Below are 19,132 nucleotides of genomic sequence, written 5' to 3' on the forward strand. Positions count from 1 at the left end.
GACGAATTGTATCCACATAACCTTAAAATTTATTTAAATTAAGAGTTTTTTAAGCTTATTAGTTCAATTCCTTCAGCTTCCAGATAGACGATCATCCCTTCGGTTCTTTTTCCCGTAATGTTTTCTATCGCTTTTTGATAGTATCTTACCTGCTTTTCATGCTTCAAAGCATACTTCCTGGAGCTCTTGTAATCCACGACAAGGCAGTGGTCTGTATATTCCAAGAACAGATCTATCTGTTTCAATTCCCCCTCAAAACTGAGAGACTGTTCCTTGGTTATCTTTGCCCCCTGCAGTATCTGCCGAAATGCATCGTCTGCTATCAATTTTTTGATACGACCTTCTATCTCCTCAAAACCTGCCTCAGATACCTGCTGTCCAAAACGATTCTTTAAGGCAACCATGGCCGCACGCAAACTCACCTCATCAAAGGAGCCCAGCATCTCGAGCCCATAATGCAGCGCTGTCCCGAACAGGATAGCTTCAAAGTCTTTCTCCTCTTCCTCCTCAGCAGAGAGCACCTCCTGTGTCCCATAATTGGTGATATTTAACGCTTTAACTCTTTCAGGTACACGCTTTTTACTCTCATCAGTAGACACCACTTGAAGTTCACCCACAATGAGTGGTACGATGCTGATCTCATCAAAAATAGAGTCTTTGGGTTTTCTAAGCACAATAAGTCCTTCTACTGCACGGGTCAAAGCTACATAAAGAACATTCTTCCTATCTTTCAGCTCTGAGACCTTGCGTGCCTCCATGATACGTTGATACGCTTCATCAAAATTTTCTCTCCCTTTGATCCTGTAAAGGATTTGATCTATGTAAAGGTTGTCATTGTAATGATAAATAAGTGCCGACTTGTCACTGTTTTTACGTGTAAGTTTATCGAGCAGGATGACATACCCAAATTCAAGTCCTTTTGATCCATGGATCGTCATGATCTTGGCTCCATGTGCTGTATTTGCCGCTACAGCAATGGAAGAAGTACGAAATTCCTCTATAAATGTCGGTATATCGGAAAAATGCGATGCGAACTCTAAAAGTTTTAATATATTCATATCTTCATCAAAATACCCGAATCCTCTTACCAGTCTGTCTATCACTTGCAAAGGACTCATAAATGCGGAGAACCAGGAAGTATCCAGATCTTCCAGTCTCTTACCTACTTTTAGGACCAAAGCCTGTGCATCTATTTTCTCCCCGTAGAACAGATACTCCACCATCGCGACCAGTGCTGCTATTTTAGGCATATTTTTGAGTGAACTGGAAGTCTGTAAAAGTGTATCGATACCTTCGGACATGCAGGCTTCCTGCAGACTCACCCCATCTTTGTTCGTACTGACCAAAAAAGCGATGTCATTGACATCAACCCCTAATGCCAAGAGTCTTTTGGCTTGCCCTACCGCTTCTTCTATCAGTGTTTCGGACTCAAGGACTTCCACATACCCTTCAGAGGCCCCGGATTTGCTCTTTTGAGGCACATAGCCTTCCATCGCCGGTTCAAACCACCGATTGACCTGTTCTACCACATTTTTGGAGCTTCTGTAGTTGGTATCCATCTGTTCTATGGTGACACCATAGTGTTCGGCGACTTTGTCGAACAGCTCTTCTACCCCACCGCGAAAACGGTACAGTGACTGTTTGGTATCTCCGACATAGAAAAAGCTCTTAAATTCGCTCTGTCCATACCCTGCAAAGATCTCATCTATCAGCGGCTTCAGAAGCAGGAACTGCAACGTAGAGGTATCTTGAAACTCATCCAGCAGTATATGTTTGAACTTGGAGTCTATCTTGAAATACAAAAATTCTTTGCTGAGACTCTCATGCAGGAGCCGGTAAGTAAAATAGGTCAGATCATCAAAACTCAGTACGCCCGAAGACTTCGCGTTGGTGATCGTCGCATTTTTATAGTAGTCATAGATCTTGAAGAGATTGTGCAGGACGATGGCTTCTTTCACCTGTGCCCAACGGCTCAATTCTTTTTTGAGAAAGGCATAAAGCCCTTCTATCTCATCATTGGCTACTTTTTTAAACCATGAATGTTCTCCCAATGTTTCTTTTTCAAAAAGAGATTTACCAAACAACGCTTTGATACTCTTTGTGTCAAACTGATTCATACAACGTGCAGGAGCCCCAGCATCTGTCAGTGCTTTTATAAGCTTGATCCTAAGCGCTTCACATGCCTCTTCCTGTCTGACCAAAGAAAGATCATTCTCTTCCTGCTGAGGCAATAAAGGATCGACCTTATAAAAGTTTTGCATCAGATCAAAGATCTTCATAAAACGTTTGTCTTCGATATCCATAGAGAGCTTTACAAGCGAAGAGAGCAACCCTGCTGCCTGTACCTCATCGAGGAAATGTTTTTCCAGTGCATCTTCACCCTGCTCTTTGGTGACAAAGTCAGGTTCAAGTCCTATCTCCAAAGAAGCCGAACGCAAGATGGAAGAGAAAAAACTGTCAAGCGTGACAATGTAGGAACTACTGGCCAGGAAGCGCGCCAAAACCTCAGACTGTTTTTCTAAAAGTGCCTTACGTGAAAGTCCTGTCTGTACACAGATCGCATCCGTGAACGCTTCATTGCTTTCATCGGCCAAACTACGCAGAGACTCTACGACCCTTTGACGCATCTCCGCTGCTGCTTTGTTGGTAAACGTAGCTGCCAAGATAGTACCAGGTGCTTCTCCCATAAAAAGCAAGGATATGTATCGTACGGAAAGTGCGAATGTTTTACCGGACCCTGCAGAAGCAGAGTAGGCTAAAAAAGGTTTGAAACTCATAGATACTCTCCTCTCTCACACATCAAAGTAAATTCGCAGTACTTGCATTTTTGCAGATCCTCACACTTTTCAGCGATAAAGGCGCTTGTCTGTTTAAGCTCTATGATGTGTTGTGCCAAGAGTGCATTTTTCTCTTCAAGGGCGGTGATCTCTTCTATGGTGCCTCCTTCGAGTATCTTGACGAATGCCAAATGGATATTTTGGTATTTTCCTGTAAGCATTTGGTGGTAGATACTCATTTGCAGATCTGTGAGATTCTCCAGGTTCTTGGTTTTGTTAGCCTCCGCAGTTGAGCCGCTTTTATAGTCAAGTACAAGTGTGTCTGTGGCATTCTGGTCTAGTCGGTCTATGCGCCCTTTGAAACGTAGCCCTCCTATCTCTCCTTGTACTTCCACTTCTCTTTCCACCACTCTCCAATCAGCCTGGAAATGCTCTATCTGAGAAATGACAAACCCTTTCAATTTCTCTTTCCAAAGCAGTTTTTTATAGGCTGTTTGGGCATCATCCAAAGGGAGTAACCGATCTAAAAGAATATCTATGTTTTTTTGCATCTCTTCTTGAGTGTCATAAGATTCTTTTTCTCTATAGAGGTGATCCAAGAGCAGATGCAAGAATGCACCCTCATTCAGCTCTTCTTCTCTCTTTGCCTCTATCTTTTGTATATACCGATAGTAGTACTTTCGTTTACACTCCAGATAGGTTTTTAGTCTTGAAGCGGACCATATCATATCCTGTGCATTAAAATGCTCTACGATCGGATCTTTCTCCTCAACAAACTGTGAAGGTTCGTCATAGAGCAGAGTGGTTTGTACCTGTGCTGGTACCGCACCTTTAAGTCCCAGTTCATAAAGGAATTTAGAGGGGAGCCTGTTGTCACTGCTGCTGTAGAGTATGGTTACCTCTTTGGCTTGTTCCAGTAAGCGTTTATAATACTGCTTCTGCAACGCTTCTCTGTCATGTTTCGTTGGCAGGTTCGCAAAGGCACGTACCGAAGAGTTCAGAAACTGGTCTTTGCTTGAAGCGGCAGGTACGATCCCTTCATTGAAATCGACGATGACCACACCTTCAAAAGCCACCCCTCTGGTCTCCAGTACCCCCATCACGGTGATCAGGCCGCCGCGCACATCATCGATGGTGATCTTGGAGAGTGCTTTCAGCCATAAAAAGAGCCACTCTTTCAAACGGAGCATTTCTGTCTCGAATATCCTGGTAAAATGAAGATAGGTTTCATAGACCCGTTCATTGAGATCCTCCTTCCCCCCTTCTTTCGTCAACGGACACTCTAACAGTTCCAGCGCATCGATCACAGAAAAAAATGCTTCTATCGTACACTGCCGTGAGGGAGCCAGTTTCTCTATCGCATCAAGGTCAAATCCATAACGCTCCAGCAGATGCCTGTGCTCGCTATCAAAATTCTGCCAATAGTTGTAGAGCGCCTCCAGGGATCTATAGGTATAGCTGTTGGCATAATCATATCCCATCGCAAAATTCAGGTTGTTATAGCGGTCAAAAAGTCTGAAATGTTCTTTGAACTGTTCGTCCGGAAGTATCAGCACGATATTTTCCGGAGCGATACCCGATCGGACCATCTTTTCTATCTGCACAAAAGCGACGGCGATCTGCTCCTGCCTCTCTTCTACGGAGAAGACTTCAGCATCGATCGTCTCACGGTTAGACTCTGACGTGAGTATTTTTTTATCGCTCAGATCAAAGCTGACATGGGCGTCATTGGGAAGGACAAGACCCAGATCTTTAAAACGCTCCTGCATTTTTTGATTGAATCTGCTGGTCGTGTAATGTATCACCAGCGGCACTCTCTGCGCGATCTTTTCTAAAAGTTCGAGCTCAAAACGGCTCAAATATCCCTCAAGGTGCACCTCTATATGTTGATATCCCTGCAAAAAGCCCTCATTGAGCCGATAAAGCTTGGGTATAAACGCCTTGTCGGTCAAACCTTCCCGATCAAGCAGTGCTCTATAGTTCTCTAAAAGCTGCTCCAGTATGCCAAGGTGTGTTTCAAACTCTGCATAGGCATCTGCCTCTGCCAGGGTCTCAAAGCCTGTCTTCTCTCCGGCCAACTCTTCAAAAAACTTGAACAGTGCCTCACTTTTGGTAAAAAATCGCACCAGGTTCAGATCTACCTTCAGATCCTCAAAAGCCTGAAACTTTGCGGCCTCCCTGAGAAACAAGATACGCCGCAGTGCGTCGATGGGTGTTTTCTCTTCTATCAGTATTGCACGATGTTCAAACTCATCCATGCGCATGATCGTCGGCAAAAAGCCGTCCTGCTCTTTATAGGCGGCACTGACAGTTCGTAAGGCTCGTGATGTCGGATAAATATGGAGTTGATTCATGCTGTGTAGTATAGCATAGTGTCAAGCATAAAAAAGCAAAATCTGTCATATTGACAGATGTATCATCAAGACAAGAACTGCCCTGTCTTGATACGGCGCGTCAGGGTTGAAGGTACGCAGAAACTTCTGAGTACCCTATCATATCTCCCACTTGCACTCTGAGCTGAAGGGTGTACCTGCCTGCTTTGGAGATATTCACATCTTTTGCCTGGTATTTACCGTCGACATAAGGGAGGTTCTCGAAAAGCTGGTCCTGGCTTCTGCTGTGGGGCTGTGTCAGCAGAAATGTCACATTGGCATCGGATACTTCTGTACCGTCTTTGGCGACCACTTCATAGGCAAAGGTATTCATCCCTTGTGAAAGTTTCACAGGGTTGGGTTGCGCACGGTTGCTGTTGACATTGTCTGTCATCACCATCGTTTCCACATCTGCAAGCCTAATGGTATAGGCTTTCTCAAAGGCTATTTTTCTTTCCATGATCTCGTTGATGTTCATATCTGCCATCTGGTACTTGAGCATGAACTCATTGGATTCCTGTACCGGCATCGATGATGCTGATTTTACCGTCCAGTAACTCAGTGTGAGACCGATGGCAAGGAAGCCCAGTATCATATGCGGCCAATAGGTCTTTTCTTTATTTTCTGCCATGTTTAATCCTTATATAGAGGGGTCTGAGCACAAACAACCAAAGTACAAGCAGTGAACCGATATAGACAAGCACACTTAATCCCCATACGAAGTAACGTGTTTCATTCGGTATGGTTTTGGTCAATTCAACCCCTTTGGAACCGGCAATACCTTCCGCCAGTTCTGAATATGCCTGTATTACGCCAATGTTGTGTTTGTCTTCATCAGAATTTTTATCTTTCGTAGAGACCACATCGACCGCTGCATCTCTCACATCATTATAGTCATACAGGCTACGAAGATCGTCCGATGAAGGGATCAGTCCGACCCTTCCTCTCTGTTCGATCTCTTCGGTGATCAATGCCCGCGGTGCAAATATAAATAGTACATAAGGCTTGCTCATTCGCTCCTCATACTTCTTGCTGTATTCCACCAGGTTAAACCCTACAGGAAATGGTTCATTGGTTGCTATCACATATCCGTTGATACCCGTTTTTGAAAAAAGTTCATCACCAATCTCATTAATGAGTTTCGAGGCCTCAAGTTTTAGAATGTCATCTTTGAGTATATGTGTAGCGTTTAGAAGAAGCGGAAGTGCCAAAGCAAGCAAGGCTGCCCTTACTTTTGCTTTGAACATAAGGTTATCCTACGTATAAAAGATTGCCGCTTAATGACAAATAGAGTGCCGCTATCGCTGCAAATGCCATACATGCGATAAGTACTTTATCCATATATTTAATCATTTTTCATCCTTTTTATTCGCATCGACAAATGAAAACTGCTTGTTTTCTACAGAGATCATTTTCACGTTATTGATATCTCTGATCGGGGCCGGATCATAAGGCTTTACTGCCGCATCTCTTTGCACTACGACCACCATAAGCATCAATGTAATAAGAATTGCAAGCAAGCCTACAATTGAGATCAAGACTCCAAATATCCCATGAAGTCCAAATAGACTTCGCTTTGTATTTTCTGCCATATTCAACTCCTTAATTTGACAATGACTGAATATATACAGTCAAAGCTTTCTCTTGTACCGGTGTGATAAGGGTTTTAAATGAAGGCATTTTACCTATCATACCTTTTTTTCCATTTTGCAACACATGGTTCATCAATGCATCATCATAAGTGGCAAGGTTCGGTGACATGCCGTTATTTCCCTGACCGTCTGCGCCGTGGCATGAAGCACATGCTGTAGCAAATGATGCAGGCTGTTCCCCTTTCATTCCGCCGGCCACATAGGCAGCGATCTCTTCAGCCTCTTCGCCTTGCGCCATACCCGGAGGCATCATACCCATAGGATAACCCAGCTGGTTCGAACCGTTATTGATCACATCCAGTACCTGCGCTTTTGTCATTCTGGAAGTGAAATCCTGCGCTTTGCCGGAAAGGCCGTCTCCTGTCGTACCGTGACACTGTGCACACTGTACCAGATAGATAGATTCTCCCATCTCTTTCAGTGTTTCCGTATCGATATTTTTATGTTTCTCTTCAAACTTTTCTTTGTAAGCTAGAACCTCTTCGTTATACTCACCGATCTGGCTGTATGCATTTACCGGGTACCCTATAAGTCCATACCACATGGACCATAGAAAAACCGCTAAAAATGAATAAGCCCATCCTGAAGGCAGTTCATTCTCATATTCGCCGATCCCGTCCCAATTCTCATCTGCGAGCTTTCCGCTGGCAGTATCTGTTTTCATCTGGTTGACATACTTCACCGCCACAGATGCCGTAATTGTTGCAACCGCAATAGCACCAGCCATTGTAATTGCCGTAACATTATCAGCCAGGATATCTATATCCAAACTGCTTACCACTGCAATCGTCGCTATAATCAATACAGCTGCAAATGCCAATGCTTTTATCATTAACGCATTCATTTATTATCCTCCTTGTATTCTCTTTCCGACGCGGGTTTATCTTCTACAGGTTTACTTGTGATCTCATCATCAAGTGCAATATTCCCATATTTTTCATAATCGCGCTCCCCTTTTTTTTCACTTCTGTACAGGTGTATAATATACCCGTACAGCATCACTACCAAAAAAATGGTCATAAAGAAACTGGCATAGCCCTGTAGCTCTCTAATGTCCATCTTGAGCTCGCTTACTTCAAGCTGTTAAGGTAAGCAATCAGTGCTACGATCTCAGGTACTTCACCTCTCGCAACTGCTTCTTTAACATCTTGGTTTTTCATATCATCAGCGATCGCTTTTGCATCTTCAAGTACTTTTGGTCTGTGCGCTTCCCATGCCGCTCTGGTCTTTTGGAATTCAGGGCCATAAGGCGTATGAAATGCATTTTTAACGGTAACAGCTTCTGCATAAGCAGTTTCGATATCCGCCATGTTGGTGAACTGATGTTTGTATGCCGGCATGATCGAACCTGGAACGATCTCGGCAGGCTCCCACATATGGTTCTCATGCCAATCTGTGGTTCTGTAGTTTCCTACACGGTGCAGGTCCGGACCTGTTCTTTTGGAACCCCAAAGAAATGGTCTGTCATACGCATATTCCCCTGAAAGAGAGTACGCTCCATAACGATCCGTTTCAGATTTGAACGGACGGATAAGCTGCGAGTGGCAAGACATACAGTTGTCTTTGATATAGACATTTTTACCTGCAAGCTCAAGTACTGTACGAGGCTTCAGGTCCACTACGGGTCTTGCTGCCTTGGCGAAGTTCGGTACTATCTCAATAAGCCCTGCAAACGCGATAACGATCGAGATCCCCGAAGCGAAGAAGAACGGATTTTTTTCTAACCAATGAAAAAACATAATAACCTACCTCCCTTATGCCATAGGTGTTCTAAACTGTGGTTCTTCTGTAAGTACCTTAGCAGAAGTCATCGTTTTGATCATATTGTATGCGAACATTATGAACCCGGCAAGGTACATAACACCAGCAAGTGCTCTGATTACATAGTAAGGATGGAGTACATTCACCGTATCGATGAAACTGTACATCAAGTTACCATACTCATCCACGGCTCTCCACATCATACCCTGTGTGATACCTGCGATCCACATAGAGGTAAAGTAAAGTACAACCGCTGTAGTCTGTAGCCAGAATTGTGTCTCCATCAGTTTTTTAGAGTAAATTTCTCTTTTGAACATACGCGGAGCCATATGGAACAGTGCAGCCATGGTCATAAATACAACCCAACCAAGCACACCGTCATGTACATGCCCAGGGATCCAGTCTGTAAAGTGCGCGATCGCATTGACCGATTTGATCGCCTGAATAGGCCCTTCGATCGTTGAAAGCATATAGAATGTAGATGCAAGTACCATGAACTTGATCAACGGGTTCTCTGTTAACTGGTTCCACTCACCCTTCATCGTAAGGAGCATGTTGATCGCTGAACCCCATGATGGCAAGATAAGTACTACCGAGAACGCTGATCCCATCGTTTGCATCCAGTCCGGAACGGTTGACCATAAAAGGTGGTGTGATCCAGCCCAAAGGTAAACGAACATCAATCCCCAGAAAGAAAGTAAAGAGAGCTTATAAGAGTAGATCGCTTGACCGGACTCTTTTGGAAGGAAGTAGTAGATCATACCAACGATAGGTACAGTAAACCCGAATGCAACCGCATTGTGTCCATACCACCATTGTACGAGGGCATCATTCGTTCCTGAATACATCGATACTGAGTGCAACACATTTCCAAGACCTTCCGTTGCAAAATAGGTTGGAATGGCCATGTTGTTGAATAAGTACAGCATAGCGATACCAAGGAAACATGCAAGGTAATACCAAACAGAGATATAAAGTGCTTTTTCTCTTCTGATCCCGATAAGTCCCATGATACCTACACCCCATAGCACCCATACCACTACCACGACAAGGTCAAATGGCCACTCGTATTGAGCGTACTCTTTGGATGAAGAGACACCAAGAACCAAAGAAATTGTTGCCGCAAGTGCACCTATAAAGTAAATCCAGAATTGAAGGTTACCAATTACCATCAAAAATTTCGATTCTGCCATAGAGACTTTCAGGACCCTTTGCCCTAGGTAGAACCAGGTAGCGAAAATTCCTGAAACTGTAAACCCGAATACCACGGTATTCGTGTGAATAGGTCTAAGTCTTGAGAATGTACCGTACTCACCGAGCAGGTAGTTTAATTCAGGAAATGCCATTTGTGCGGCAATGATCGTACCGACCAACATCCCTAAAAAACCAAACAAAATAGTCAAGTAAGTAAACTTTTTTGCCAATGAATAATCATATTCCAATGCTGCGTTTGATTGCATGCATACCCCCTTGTATTGATTCTATGTTCAATTTGATTAGAACACTCAATAATAATTATAATATTATTTGATTACATGGTGACTTAAATAATTATCTATGGATTGAATTTGGTACAAAAGGTTACATATAACGTATAAACGAAGGGAATTAAACCATTAAAAGAGTATTTTTATCCTATTTTTTTTATCAAAAATATTGATTTTATTAAGAGTAATTTACTCTTTCTTAGGCACATACTCTATCGTGATCGGTCATTTTCCATGGCATCAAGCAACTCTCTGTTCTCATTTTGCATGATCTCAAAAGCGTTTTTTAGGTGCGCATGAAGTCCCTCTTCACTCACACCTCTGTTGAGTGCCTCTGCATAGTGGCTGTAAAATGCTTTATAAGGTGATGCACCGGATGTCACGATCAGCTTTAGGTCGATATCAGGGAAATAGTGGTTCCAGGATGGCGTGATCTTCTTCACGACTTTGGCATTATTGATCACTGTCAGGGTAAATATCAGTATCATGACCACGGAAAGGAATACCACAAAAAATATGATCGCCTGTGCGATACCCAGCATATTGAACACATAGGGGTTGAATATCAGGGCATACTCCAACAGCGGGATCGAGAAAAAAAGTGCTATCACCCATTTACTGCCTATTCCGCCTACGGGGGACTGGTCAAAGATCATTCTTTTTTTTACGTCTGGTTTTTTATATTTGCTGATGGTATCAAGTATCGTCTTCAGGGGATAAATTTTATTTTGCATGGGGTTTTCCTTAAAATATGTATCGCATGGCAAGAAGTGAACCAAAGCAGGCGCTTTGGTTCACATTATAGTATATTAAGAGATATGATGTTTGATATACTCATCAATACTGATCAGGATGATAATGGCAAGAAACGCTGCATTGATCTTCCAAAAAACAGAACGGGCATTTTTAAGTTCAAATCTGGGACGCAAAAGCTCAAAAGAGCTGATAAATGCCCAGATACCTACCAGTATAGATAGGCCTATTGTCACAGGATAGACTTCGAAAGCCCATACCAGGAATATCCCTGCCTGTATCGTAAAGATAAGCCATACAAATGTCAGCCTTTGCAGGCTGCCCTGTCCGAATAGACGCATCGCTGTAGGATAACCGCCCTCTTTATAGTCACCGTGAAACAGCATCACAAGCAACCAAAAATGCGGTACCTGCCATATAAAATAGTAGGCAGCGATCGCTATAAACTCCAATTCTTTCAGACTATGCCCTGCTACCAACCATCCGACCGCCGGAGGGATCACTCCCAGGATCGCTCCAGGTATCACTGCCAATGCGCTCTTTTTTTTCAAAGGCGTATACATGGCGTTATACCAAATGAAAGCGAACATAAATAAATTGATGCCTGTGATTCCCAGCAGGTCATAGATCAATACCATAGAGAGGGCGATCAATACAGCTGCAATAATGACACCCGTAGCAGGCGACATTCTTCCTGAAGCGATGGGACGGTTTTTGGTCCGTTCCATCTTGGAGTCTTCTTTATACTCTTGCACCTGATTCAGAGTGGAAACACCCATCGCTACAAGCAGTACAGAAAGCGTGGCAAGAAGCATATCTGTCCCAAACTCCCCCTTTGCCATGATATAGGCAAAAAGTGCGGAAAGACTCACCGCAAAGGAGAGAATAAATTTTGTAACGCTAAAGAGATCTTTTATCATTTAACATTTTCGAGATATTCAGCAATTGCTGAAATCTCTTCTTCTGACATATTAGGATATGCTGGCATTCTACCAATCATACCCACTTTACCATTCTTGAATACATGACTCATAAGTGTTGCATCATACCCTACAAGGTTTGGAGACATTCCACCCATACCTTTACCATCTTCACCATGACATGAAGAACATGCAGCAAATGACGCAGGTTTTTCACCTTTCATGCCACCAGCTACATACGCAGCAATCTCTTCAGCATCAGCACCGGTAACCAATCCGCCTGGCATTGCTCCCATAGCGTAACCAAGTTGATCTTGACCATTATTGATCACATCCAATACTTGTTCTTTTGTAAATCTGGTTTTAAGAGAAGGTCCAACTAATACTTTATCTGTTTCAATTGCATGACATTGTGTACATCCATGTCGTTGTACTAGTGCATCACCACTTTTAGCATAATTACCTTTTGGTGTATTATCTGTACTATTAAACCATGCATTATACTCCTCTTGTGGAAGTACTACTAGTCTAGAGTACATATATGAGTGATCTGTACCGCAGTACTCAGCACACTCAATATCATACTCACCTACTTCAGAAGCATTAAACCACTGCTTCGTTGTACGTCCTGGAACCACATCCTCTTTCATACGGAAAGCAGGGATATAGAATGAATGAATGACATCATTAAGTGGTGCAGTCATCTCTAAAATAACATTGGTATTTACTGGTACATAGAGTGCACTTATGCCCATAGTACCCTTTTCAAGCACTTTTCCATTCTCATCTAATTTAGGCTTTTGAAATGCCCCACCGATTTTATGCACATGACCGCTTGCATTTGCAGGGTACTCATATTCCCACTTCCATTTAGAACCTTCCACTTTGACCACGATACTTTCGCTCTCTGCCGGCATCGTTCTTAGTACTTTCATCGAGCTATAACCATAGTAGAAGAATACCATCAACAAGATCACTGGGATCACTGTCCATGTAATCTCAAGACCAGTATGGTGTGTTAACGTACCAATCTCTTCTTTTTTTACTTTATCTGCACGATATTTCCATGCAAAATAAAACATTGGAGCTACAACGGACAAAAATAGCCCGATTGAGATCACAATATGTATCCAAAATGCCTGATCGACATCTGCAGCAAATGTAGCTGCACTAGTGTTAAATCCTTCTAACATGTCACCTCCTCTTAGTGCGCTGCTGGAGCTGTAATATGACTTTCAGCACCAAATTGGAAATTGGCGACATCTACACCAATTACGATAATAAAGAATACCAATACGAGTGCCAATGAGAATATCACCATTGCACCAATTAATTTCTCACCTTTTAAGTGCATATAGTAGATGACAATAAGCCATGCTTTCGCTACTGCAATAACCATTTGTGCCAAGAATGTTGCATTGGCCATGAACAGATGCGGCTGTACAAATGTTACCGCTGTCAATATCAATAGCCCTATAAGCACTTTATAATAGACTGATCTTTCAGCTTTATACTGTTCTGAGTTATATTCTAGTGTCTTATCCATGGTGTGCCCCTCCTGCTACGTCGCCTGCACCTATCATATAGAAGTATGGGAAAACAAATACCCAGATAAGGTGTACGATATCCCAATATAGTGCAATATTAAAATGTAAAATATGATGATCCTGGCTTACTTTACCCGCATTGATACGCTTAAGCAACCAGATCATAAGTCCGATACCAATAATGATGTGGAAACCGTGTAGTCCCGTCATGGTAAAGTACATACCAAAGAACAAGATCTGACCAAATGGTTTAGACTGCTCATTACCGGCCTGCAGTGCATCCAATCCAAGGAAAATACCATGATGGTACTCTGCTGTCCACTCAACTGCTTTAATACCTAAGAATGCCAATGCAAGCACAATAGTGGCAATGATCATCAATTTCGCACCTTTGACATTACCGGCTCTCATATTCAGTAGACCCAGCCCCATTGTCAATGCAGAAACCAATAGGATCACTGTGTTCGTACCGCCAAGCCATCTGTCCAGGCCAGATGAAGCGATAATGAAATCCTGCGGATGCAATGTATTATAGTATGCAAGTGCAAGGAACATTCCACCGAACATCATTACCTCTGTAAGCATGAACAGCCAGAAACCAAGTTTCCCGCCGTAAAAATCATCTTGCCAACCTTGAACTTCATGTTCATTCCCTTCGCGGTCAACCGCGATCTCTGGTACATATTCGTGTGCCATCAGTCAATCCTTCTCATTGTTTCGTAATCAAATTTAACTACCGGTTCACCATGCTTATACTCATATGGATCAAAGTCAACATAAGGTACTTTTGAATGGTTGTCCAGTGGTGGTGGTGATGAAGGCATATGCCACTCAAGTGTCGTTGCTCTCCATGGATTTGGACCCACTTTTTCACCTTTTCTCCATCCCTGGATCAATACATAGAACATATAGATCAAACCAGCAATAAAGATCACTGCACCCCAAAATGAGATCTTATGATAGATCTCAAATTCCGGTAGGTAGTCGAAATAACGACGAGGCATACCCAGGAAACCTGCGATGAACATCGGGAACCATAAAAGGTTAAACCCGATAAAGTTCATATAGAACGCAATTTTTGCTTTTTTCTCATTGTACATTTTTCCTGTGATCAACGGGAACCAGTAGTGCATTCCGGCAAAAAGCAGGAATACCACCCCACCCAGCATCGCATAGTGGAAGTGAGCCACCGTATAATAGGTATCCTGAAGGTGGATATCCACACCGATCATTGTGATCGTTACCCCAGTAAGACCCCCGATAGCAAATGTAATGATCGTACCCAGTGCCCATACCATCGGAGTGTCAAGAACGATCTTACCCTGGTACATGGTTGCTACCCAGTCATAGAACTTGATCCCTGTAGGCACGGCAACAAAGAATGTCAGGAAGGAGAAAACCGTTTTCGCAATATCCGCCATACCTGAAGTATACAGATGGTGTCCCCACACCAAATAACCGATACCTGCAATGGAAGCAGAGGAAAGTGCGATCGTTCTATACCCGAAGATCTCTTTTCTTGAGAATACCGGGATGATCTCAGACATGATACCGAATGCCGGCAGGATCATAAGATAAACCGCTGGGTGAGAATAGATCCAGAAGAGGTGTTCGAACAGTACCGGGTCTCCACCTTTTGCAGGGTCAAAGATACCAATACCGAAGTATTTTTCCAAAATAGCAAGTACCAATGTGATACCAACGACCGGTGTTGCAAGAAGCTGGATCCATGCTGTTGCATAGATACCCCATACGAACAACGGCATTTTGAAGAATGTCATACCAGGTGCTCTAAGTCTGTGGATCGTTACCAGGAAGTTAAGCCCTGTAAGGATCGATGCCATACCAAGAATAAATGCCGCAACCAGTGTCATGATCACATTGGTACCCGTATTTAAAGAGTATGGCGCATAGAATGTCCAACCAGTATCTGCAAATCCATTCCCTACCCATAGTGATGAAACTGCAATGGCCGCACCGAAGATATAGAGCCAAAATGTAAACCAGTTCAATCTAGGGAAAGATACATCTTTCGCCCCGATCATAAGCGGCATGACAATGTTTCCGAATATCGCAGGAATTCCCGGTACGATAAAGAGGAAGATCATAATGACACCATGCAGTGTAAATGCCTGGTTAAACGTATCACCATCGACAAATTGCCCGCCTGGTGCATATAATTCTAAACGCATTAAAAATGCTGTTGCCACTGCTATAAAAAAGAATACGAACATGACAGCTGCATACATAAGACCGATTCTTTTATGGTCAATAGTAAGCATCCACTGCATGAATGTACTTTTCGGGTGCCCAATGGCACAGTGTGTTTCGTCGAAATAACTTTTACTCATCTAATTGTCTCCTTTATTTTGATGATGTTCGTGGTCGTCGTCTCTTCTGCTTGTTTTGACAAGATATATGAAGAAGGCGAACATAATAGCAAACATGACTGTTGCTGCGATTTTTTCCCATTTAAAGATATAGGTTTTTGCTTTGGGGTCGTATGCAAAACAATAAAGCAGATTTTTTGCTATGGTAGGACCGACCTTTCCTTGCCCTGCTTCCATCAATGCCATCTTTACATCAAAAGGAAGTTGCTCGATACCGTTAAGGTAACGTGTAACCTTTCCTTCTGGAGATAACATGATAAGTGCAGCCGGATGTAGGTAATCTACCACACCTGCAGGAGAAACCGTTTTCTGAAAGGTAAATCCAACTGTATCGGCCAGAATACCTGAAGAGTTGTTCTCACCTATCACGAAATGCCATGCATCCTGTACAAAGTCCCTCTGTATCGCACTCAGCATCGTCTTTCGTTTTGCAGCAGCCAGTTCATGGCCTTCATCCTCGGCAAAGCCAATGGTCAGTACCTTATAGTCTGTATTCTCTGCCAGATCCAAACGCCCAAGCATTTTTGCCATATCATTTAATTGTGGACTACAAATACCTGCACAGCGAAAGTAGTTGAGTGAGATCATCGTCGGCTTGCCCTCCATGAGCTCCTTCAACGTCACACTTTCGCCTTTCTCATTAATGAATGTCAGATCAAGCGGAACCATGGCTCCCAATTTTTCATTTATTCCTAATGTAGATGCATGTAAAGTACCCAGTAGCATTAAAAACATCAAAAGTTTTTTCATTTACCCTCCCAATTATCTATTTTTCCGAAATAGATCCCATATTCTAGGCTAGAAGCACTTAATGGGTAATAAAAATATATAAAATAGAGCTTATTTGATAAATAATTTTGCTTTAGTGTTACATAAAATAATTTTTTTTAATTACATATAATTTTTAGTAATTTATTGTATTAGGTTTCGTAAAGATAGTAGTGAGAAAGGTGTAAATGAAAAAGAGAAATATGACAGTTGCGTCAGGGAGAAAGCTTATGCTTTCCCTTTTGCACTTTGGATGGAGTGGATATAGTCGTAGTTCACAGCAATATCTTGCTCTTTGGGAAGATTGCTGGAGAGTCTCTGCAGCATCGCTTCAAAATCTTCAAAGAGATAGTTGGCCATAGAACCCGGGATAGGGTTGATCTCATTCAGAAGTACTTCGCCATTTACGACAAAGAAATCACAGCGGATGATGCTTCCTTTAAAGAGCGGGTCATAGATCTTCTTGAAGCTCTCCTGGATCTTTGCTTTCATCGCATCGGTGATATCCGCCGCCAGGACCTTTGAATCTCTCGAAAAATCCATATATTTTTTTTCAAAGTCCAGAAATACTTCTTTCTGAGGCTCTTCTACGATAGAAAGCTCCCAGCCGTCCGTATAGGTCCCGGCCTGGTTGTATTCTTTTACCCCTTCGATAAAAGGTTCGACGATGACATCCGAATCAAATTCAAAGGCAACATCCAGTGCATAGTCAAGCTCGGAAGCATCTCTGACGATGCTTACACCGATACTCGATCCCAAACGCACCGGCTTGATGATCACAGGAAAGTCCATGCTTATTTTTCTTTCATCGTTTTTGGAGAGGTATTCATAGGCCACTGTTTTGACACCCAGACTCTCTGCCAGGAACTTCGTATAGAGCTTGTTGTAAGAGAGCGCCGAAGCTTCCAGGCGTGGTGAGATGAAAGGAATACCATAAAATTCCATCAGTGAAGCTATCTTACCGTCTTCTCCGTCCCTGCCATGAATAAGATTCAAGGCTACATCGAAATCTACGGCTTTGCTTCCAAACATTCCATCCATGAAAAAACCGCCGCTTTTAAGCGTAAGCTGTTTGGCTTTTTTATAGTCACCCGAGGAAAAAAGTTTCGCGTTGATCTTCTCTGTGTCGATAAGGTAGAATTTTCTGTCACTGCTGACAAAAATATAGATGAGCTCAGACTTTTTCAATACTTTTTTCATTGTAATGGCAGAAACGATACTTATTTCATGCTCATAGCTCGATCCGCCGAACACTATTGCTAACTTCATGGTGACCCCTTAGAGCATTTTGGCAAATTCGCCGAAGATATAGGCACTCTCATGCGGGCCGGGACTTGCTTCCGGATGGTGCTGTACCGACATTGTCGGAGAGTCATTGTATTTGAGTCCTTCTATCGTATTGTCAAAAAGGTTGACATGGGTCACCGTCGCTATTTCCCTGATCGTGTCAGGGACATTGTAGTTGTGGTTCTGTGCCGTGATCTCTACAGTGCCTGTCACGGTGTTTTTCACAGGGTGGTTCCCGCCATGGTGCCCGAACTGAAGTTTAAACGTATCATAGCCGTGCGCGATAGAAAGCAGCTGGTGTCCCAGACAGATACCAAAGATCGGTATTTTGCGTGCAATCAGCTTTTTGATCTTCTCGTGCTCCTCTTTCAGGATGATCGGATCACCCGGTCCGTTGGAAAGGAACACGCCGTCGATCTCTTTGGCATCGACTTTGGCAATGATCTCCTCAGCAGAGATGGAGTTCGGTACCACCGTTACTTCCATTCCCGCATGTGTCAGTTCGTTCAGGATATTTCTTTTGATACCAAAATCAAGCGCAATGATCTTTTTGGTGGTTTTCGGCGTCTCGTAACTGAATGTATCTGCATTATAGCGCGCTTCCTTGTGCACATAGCTCTCTTTTGTACTCACCTGCTCAATATAGTTGATCTCTTCGATGCGGGGGGAGGACTCCAATACTTTTTTCAGCGCCTCTTTCTCGTGTATTTCCGTAGAAGCTACCATCATCATGGCGCCCTCTTCTCTCAACACTTTCGTGATAAACCTTGTATCTATCTCTGTGATACCCAGTACGTTATGCTTTTTAAGCAGGGCAGAGAGAGGCTCCTCGCATCTAAAGTTGGAAGGTCTCTCCTGGTAGGAGCGTACGATGATACCTTTGCAGTGGGCAGCCTTGCTCTCCATATCTTGTGCATTGCATCCTACGTTACCGATCTCAGGCATCGTAAAGGTTACGAACTGCCCTGCATAGGAGGGGTCTGTCACGATCTCCTGGTATCCGGTCAGAGAGGTATTGAATACGATCTCTCCGACTGAAGTACCCTCCGCACCGAAACTTTTGGCTTCAAGCAGCAACCCGTTTTCAAAATAGAGTGAGATTTTTGTCATTAGAGCATACCTCTTTTAGATAATTCTTCTTGATACAACCTTTCATAAAGCAACTCATAATCCTGAGAGCCAGGGATCACTTCTTTTTCCATGCCCTTGATCTTTGCATAGACGATATCGTCTATCTCGTCATAGGCATCCGCGAACGCTTTGAAGGATTTGAAGATCACGTTCTTCACCTGGTTCTCATTCACTGTATACTCTGCAAGATAGTTTTCGTACAGCTCATCCAAGATCAGGTGAGCCAGATCATTGTATCGGTCATCATAGTTCATGATCACACCATGTTCAGGAGCCATTTTCTTTTT

19 protein-coding genes are annotated in these 19,132 nt (G+C 43.1%); all 19 read right to left on the reverse strand.

Going from position 1 to position 19,132, the window contains the following annotated elements; translation table 11 throughout:
- Positions 1-38: 38 nt before the first annotated feature.
- Positions 39-2,777 (reverse strand): RecB-like helicase, encoded by a 2,739-nt coding sequence (locus tag VIM88_RS08220; RefSeq protein WP_331862412.1) that lies wholly within the window; start codon positions 2,775-2,777, stop codon positions 39-41.
- Entirely contained in the window at positions 2,774-5,131 is a 2,358-nt protein-coding gene (locus VIM88_RS08225) for a PD-(D/E)XK nuclease family protein (RefSeq protein WP_331862413.1), read from the reverse strand. Before VIM88_RS08225 ends, VIM88_RS08220 begins: the two co-directional genes overlap by 4 nt.
- 100 nt (positions 5,132-5,231) lie before the next feature.
- Positions 5,232-5,780: a FixH family protein gene (locus tag VIM88_RS08230; RefSeq protein WP_331862414.1), complete on the reverse strand. Its 549-nt coding sequence runs from the start codon at positions 5,778-5,780 to the stop codon at positions 5,232-5,234.
- Positions 5,767-6,396: a hypothetical protein gene (locus VIM88_RS08235; protein WP_331862415.1), complete on the reverse strand. Its 630-nt coding sequence runs from the start codon at positions 6,394-6,396 to the stop codon at positions 5,767-5,769. Before VIM88_RS08235 ends, VIM88_RS08230 begins: the two co-directional genes overlap by 14 nt.
- Before the next feature lie 102 nt (positions 6,397-6,498).
- Positions 6,499-6,741 carry a DUF4006 family protein gene (locus VIM88_RS08240; protein ID WP_331862416.1) on the reverse strand — a complete coding sequence of 81 codons (243 nt, stop codon included), beginning with the start codon at positions 6,739-6,741 and terminating at the stop codon, positions 6,499-6,501.
- A 10-nt stretch (positions 6,742-6,751) separates the two neighbouring features.
- Positions 6,752-7,645 carry a c-type cytochrome gene (locus VIM88_RS08245; protein ID WP_331862417.1) on the reverse strand — a complete coding sequence of 298 codons (894 nt, stop codon included), beginning with the start codon at positions 7,643-7,645 and terminating at the stop codon, positions 6,752-6,754.
- Positions 7,642-7,860 carry a cytochrome c oxidase, cbb3-type, CcoQ subunit gene (locus VIM88_RS08250; RefSeq protein ID WP_331862418.1) on the reverse strand — a complete coding sequence of 73 codons (219 nt, stop codon included), beginning with the start codon at positions 7,858-7,860 and terminating at the stop codon, positions 7,642-7,644. Before VIM88_RS08250 ends, VIM88_RS08245 begins: the two co-directional genes overlap by 4 nt.
- 11 nt (positions 7,861-7,871) lie before the next feature.
- Complete coding sequence (gene ccoO, locus VIM88_RS08255; protein ID WP_331862419.1) at positions 7,872-8,540, reverse strand: cytochrome-c oxidase, cbb3-type subunit II; 669 nt, start codon at positions 8,538-8,540, stop codon at positions 7,872-7,874.
- A gap of 15 nt (positions 8,541-8,555) precedes the next feature.
- Positions 8,556-10,022 carry a cytochrome-c oxidase, cbb3-type subunit I gene (gene ccoN / locus VIM88_RS08260; protein ID WP_331862420.1) on the reverse strand — a complete coding sequence of 489 codons (1,467 nt, stop codon included), beginning with the start codon at positions 10,020-10,022 and terminating at the stop codon, positions 8,556-8,558.
- A 239-nt stretch (positions 10,023-10,261) separates the two neighbouring features.
- The gene (locus VIM88_RS08265) at positions 10,262-10,783 is read right to left on the reverse strand and encodes a hypothetical protein (RefSeq protein WP_331862421.1); all 522 of its coding nucleotides are present in this window, start codon (positions 10,781-10,783) and stop codon (positions 10,262-10,264) included.
- A gap of 75 nt (positions 10,784-10,858) precedes the next feature.
- Positions 10,859-11,722 carry a protoheme IX farnesyltransferase gene (locus tag VIM88_RS08270; protein ID WP_331862422.1) on the reverse strand — a complete coding sequence of 288 codons (864 nt, stop codon included), beginning with the start codon at positions 11,720-11,722 and terminating at the stop codon, positions 10,859-10,861.
- Complete coding sequence (gene coxB, locus VIM88_RS08275) at positions 11,719-12,915, reverse strand: cytochrome c oxidase subunit II (protein ID WP_331862423.1); 1,197 nt, start codon at positions 12,913-12,915, stop codon at positions 11,719-11,721. Before coxB ends, VIM88_RS08270 begins: the two co-directional genes overlap by 4 nt.
- Positions 12,916-12,926: 11 nt before the next feature.
- Positions 12,927-13,268: a cytochrome C oxidase subunit IV family protein gene (locus VIM88_RS08280; RefSeq protein ID WP_331862424.1), complete on the reverse strand. Its 342-nt coding sequence runs from the start codon at positions 13,266-13,268 to the stop codon at positions 12,927-12,929.
- A complete protein-coding gene (locus VIM88_RS08285) occupies positions 13,261-13,965 on the reverse strand; it encodes a cytochrome c oxidase subunit 3 (RefSeq protein WP_331862425.1) in 705 nt (234 codons plus the stop codon). Before VIM88_RS08285 ends, VIM88_RS08280 begins: the two co-directional genes overlap by 8 nt.
- The gene (locus tag VIM88_RS08290) at positions 13,965-15,620 is read right to left on the reverse strand and encodes a cytochrome c oxidase subunit I (RefSeq protein ID WP_331862426.1); all 1,656 of its coding nucleotides are present in this window, start codon (positions 15,618-15,620) and stop codon (positions 13,965-13,967) included. The genes VIM88_RS08285 and VIM88_RS08290 overlap by 1 nt, the downstream gene beginning before the upstream one ends.
- Entirely contained in the window at positions 15,621-16,394 is a 774-nt protein-coding gene (locus tag VIM88_RS08295) for an SCO family protein (protein WP_331862427.1), read from the reverse strand.
- 261 nt (positions 16,395-16,655) lie between these two features.
- Complete coding sequence (locus tag VIM88_RS08300; protein ID WP_331862428.1) at positions 16,656-17,696, reverse strand: D-alanine--D-alanine ligase; 1,041 nt, start codon at positions 17,694-17,696, stop codon at positions 16,656-16,658.
- 9 nt (positions 17,697-17,705) lie between these two features.
- The gene (gene carA / locus VIM88_RS08305; protein WP_331862429.1) at positions 17,706-18,824 is read right to left on the reverse strand and encodes a glutamine-hydrolyzing carbamoyl-phosphate synthase small subunit; all 1,119 of its coding nucleotides are present in this window, start codon (positions 18,822-18,824) and stop codon (positions 17,706-17,708) included.
- On the reverse strand, positions 18,824-19,132 hold a 309-nt coding region (locus VIM88_RS08310), incomplete at its 5' end, for a DUF507 family protein (protein WP_331862430.1). The genes carA and VIM88_RS08310, both read right to left, overlap by 1 nt.

This window comes from Sulfurovum sp. (assembly GCF_036568385.1).
GTDB lineage: Bacteria > Campylobacterota > Campylobacteria > Campylobacterales > Sulfurovaceae > Sulfurovum.

What these genes read in the sequence shown, in the direction of transcription:
- VIM88_RS08220 (WP_331862412.1), bottom strand. Translation starts at nt 2,777, where the DNA reads ATGAGTTTCAAACCTTTTTTAGCCTACTCTGCTTCTGCAGGGTCCGGT.
- VIM88_RS08225 (WP_331862413.1), bottom strand. Translation starts at nt 5,131, where the DNA reads ATGAATCAACTCCATATTTATCCGACATCACGAGCCTTACGAACTGTC.
- VIM88_RS08230 (WP_331862414.1), bottom strand. Translation starts at nt 5,780, where the DNA reads ATGGCAGAAAATAAAGAAAAGACCTATTGGCCGCATATGATACTGGGC.
- VIM88_RS08235 (WP_331862415.1), bottom strand. Translation starts at nt 6,396, where the DNA reads ATGTTCAAAGCAAAAGTAAGGGCAGCCTTGCTTGCTTTGGCACTTCCG.
- VIM88_RS08240 (WP_331862416.1), bottom strand. Translation starts at nt 6,741, where the DNA reads ATGGCAGAAAATACAAAGCGAAGTCTATTTGGACTTCATGGGATATTT.
- VIM88_RS08245 (WP_331862417.1), bottom strand. Translation starts at nt 7,645, where the DNA reads ATGAATGCGTTAATGATAAAAGCATTGGCATTTGCAGCTGTATTGATT.
- VIM88_RS08250 (WP_331862418.1), bottom strand. Translation starts at nt 7,860, where the DNA reads ATGGACATTAGAGAGCTACAGGGCTATGCCAGTTTCTTTATGACCATT.
- ccoO (WP_331862419.1), bottom strand. Translation starts at nt 8,540, where the DNA reads ATGTTTTTTCATTGGTTAGAAAAAAATCCGTTCTTCTTCGCTTCGGGG.
- ccoN (WP_331862420.1), bottom strand. Translation starts at nt 10,022, where the DNA reads ATGCAATCAAACGCAGCATTGGAATATGATTATTCATTGGCAAAAAAG.
- VIM88_RS08265 (WP_331862421.1), bottom strand. Translation starts at nt 10,783, where the DNA reads ATGCAAAATAAAATTTATCCCCTGAAGACGATACTTGATACCATCAGC.
- VIM88_RS08270 (WP_331862422.1), bottom strand. Translation starts at nt 11,722, where the DNA reads ATGATAAAAGATCTCTTTAGCGTTACAAAATTTATTCTCTCCTTTGCG.
- coxB (WP_331862423.1), bottom strand. Translation starts at nt 12,915, where the DNA reads ATGTTAGAAGGATTTAACACTAGTGCAGCTACATTTGCTGCAGATGTC.
- VIM88_RS08280 (WP_331862424.1), bottom strand. Translation starts at nt 13,268, where the DNA reads ATGGATAAGACACTAGAATATAACTCAGAACAGTATAAAGCTGAAAGA.
- VIM88_RS08285 (WP_331862425.1), bottom strand. Translation starts at nt 13,965, where the DNA reads ATGGCACACGAATATGTACCAGAGATCGCGGTTGACCGCGAAGGGAAT.
- VIM88_RS08290 (WP_331862426.1), bottom strand. Translation starts at nt 15,620, where the DNA reads ATGAGTAAAAGTTATTTCGACGAAACACACTGTGCCATTGGGCACCCG.
- VIM88_RS08295 (WP_331862427.1), bottom strand. Translation starts at nt 16,394, where the DNA reads ATGTTTTTAATGCTACTGGGTACTTTACATGCATCTACATTAGGAATA.
- VIM88_RS08300 (WP_331862428.1), bottom strand. Translation starts at nt 17,696, where the DNA reads ATGAAGTTAGCAATAGTGTTCGGCGGATCGAGCTATGAGCATGAAATA.
- carA (WP_331862429.1), bottom strand. Translation starts at nt 18,824, where the DNA reads ATGACAAAAATCTCACTCTATTTTGAAAACGGGTTGCTGCTTGAAGCC.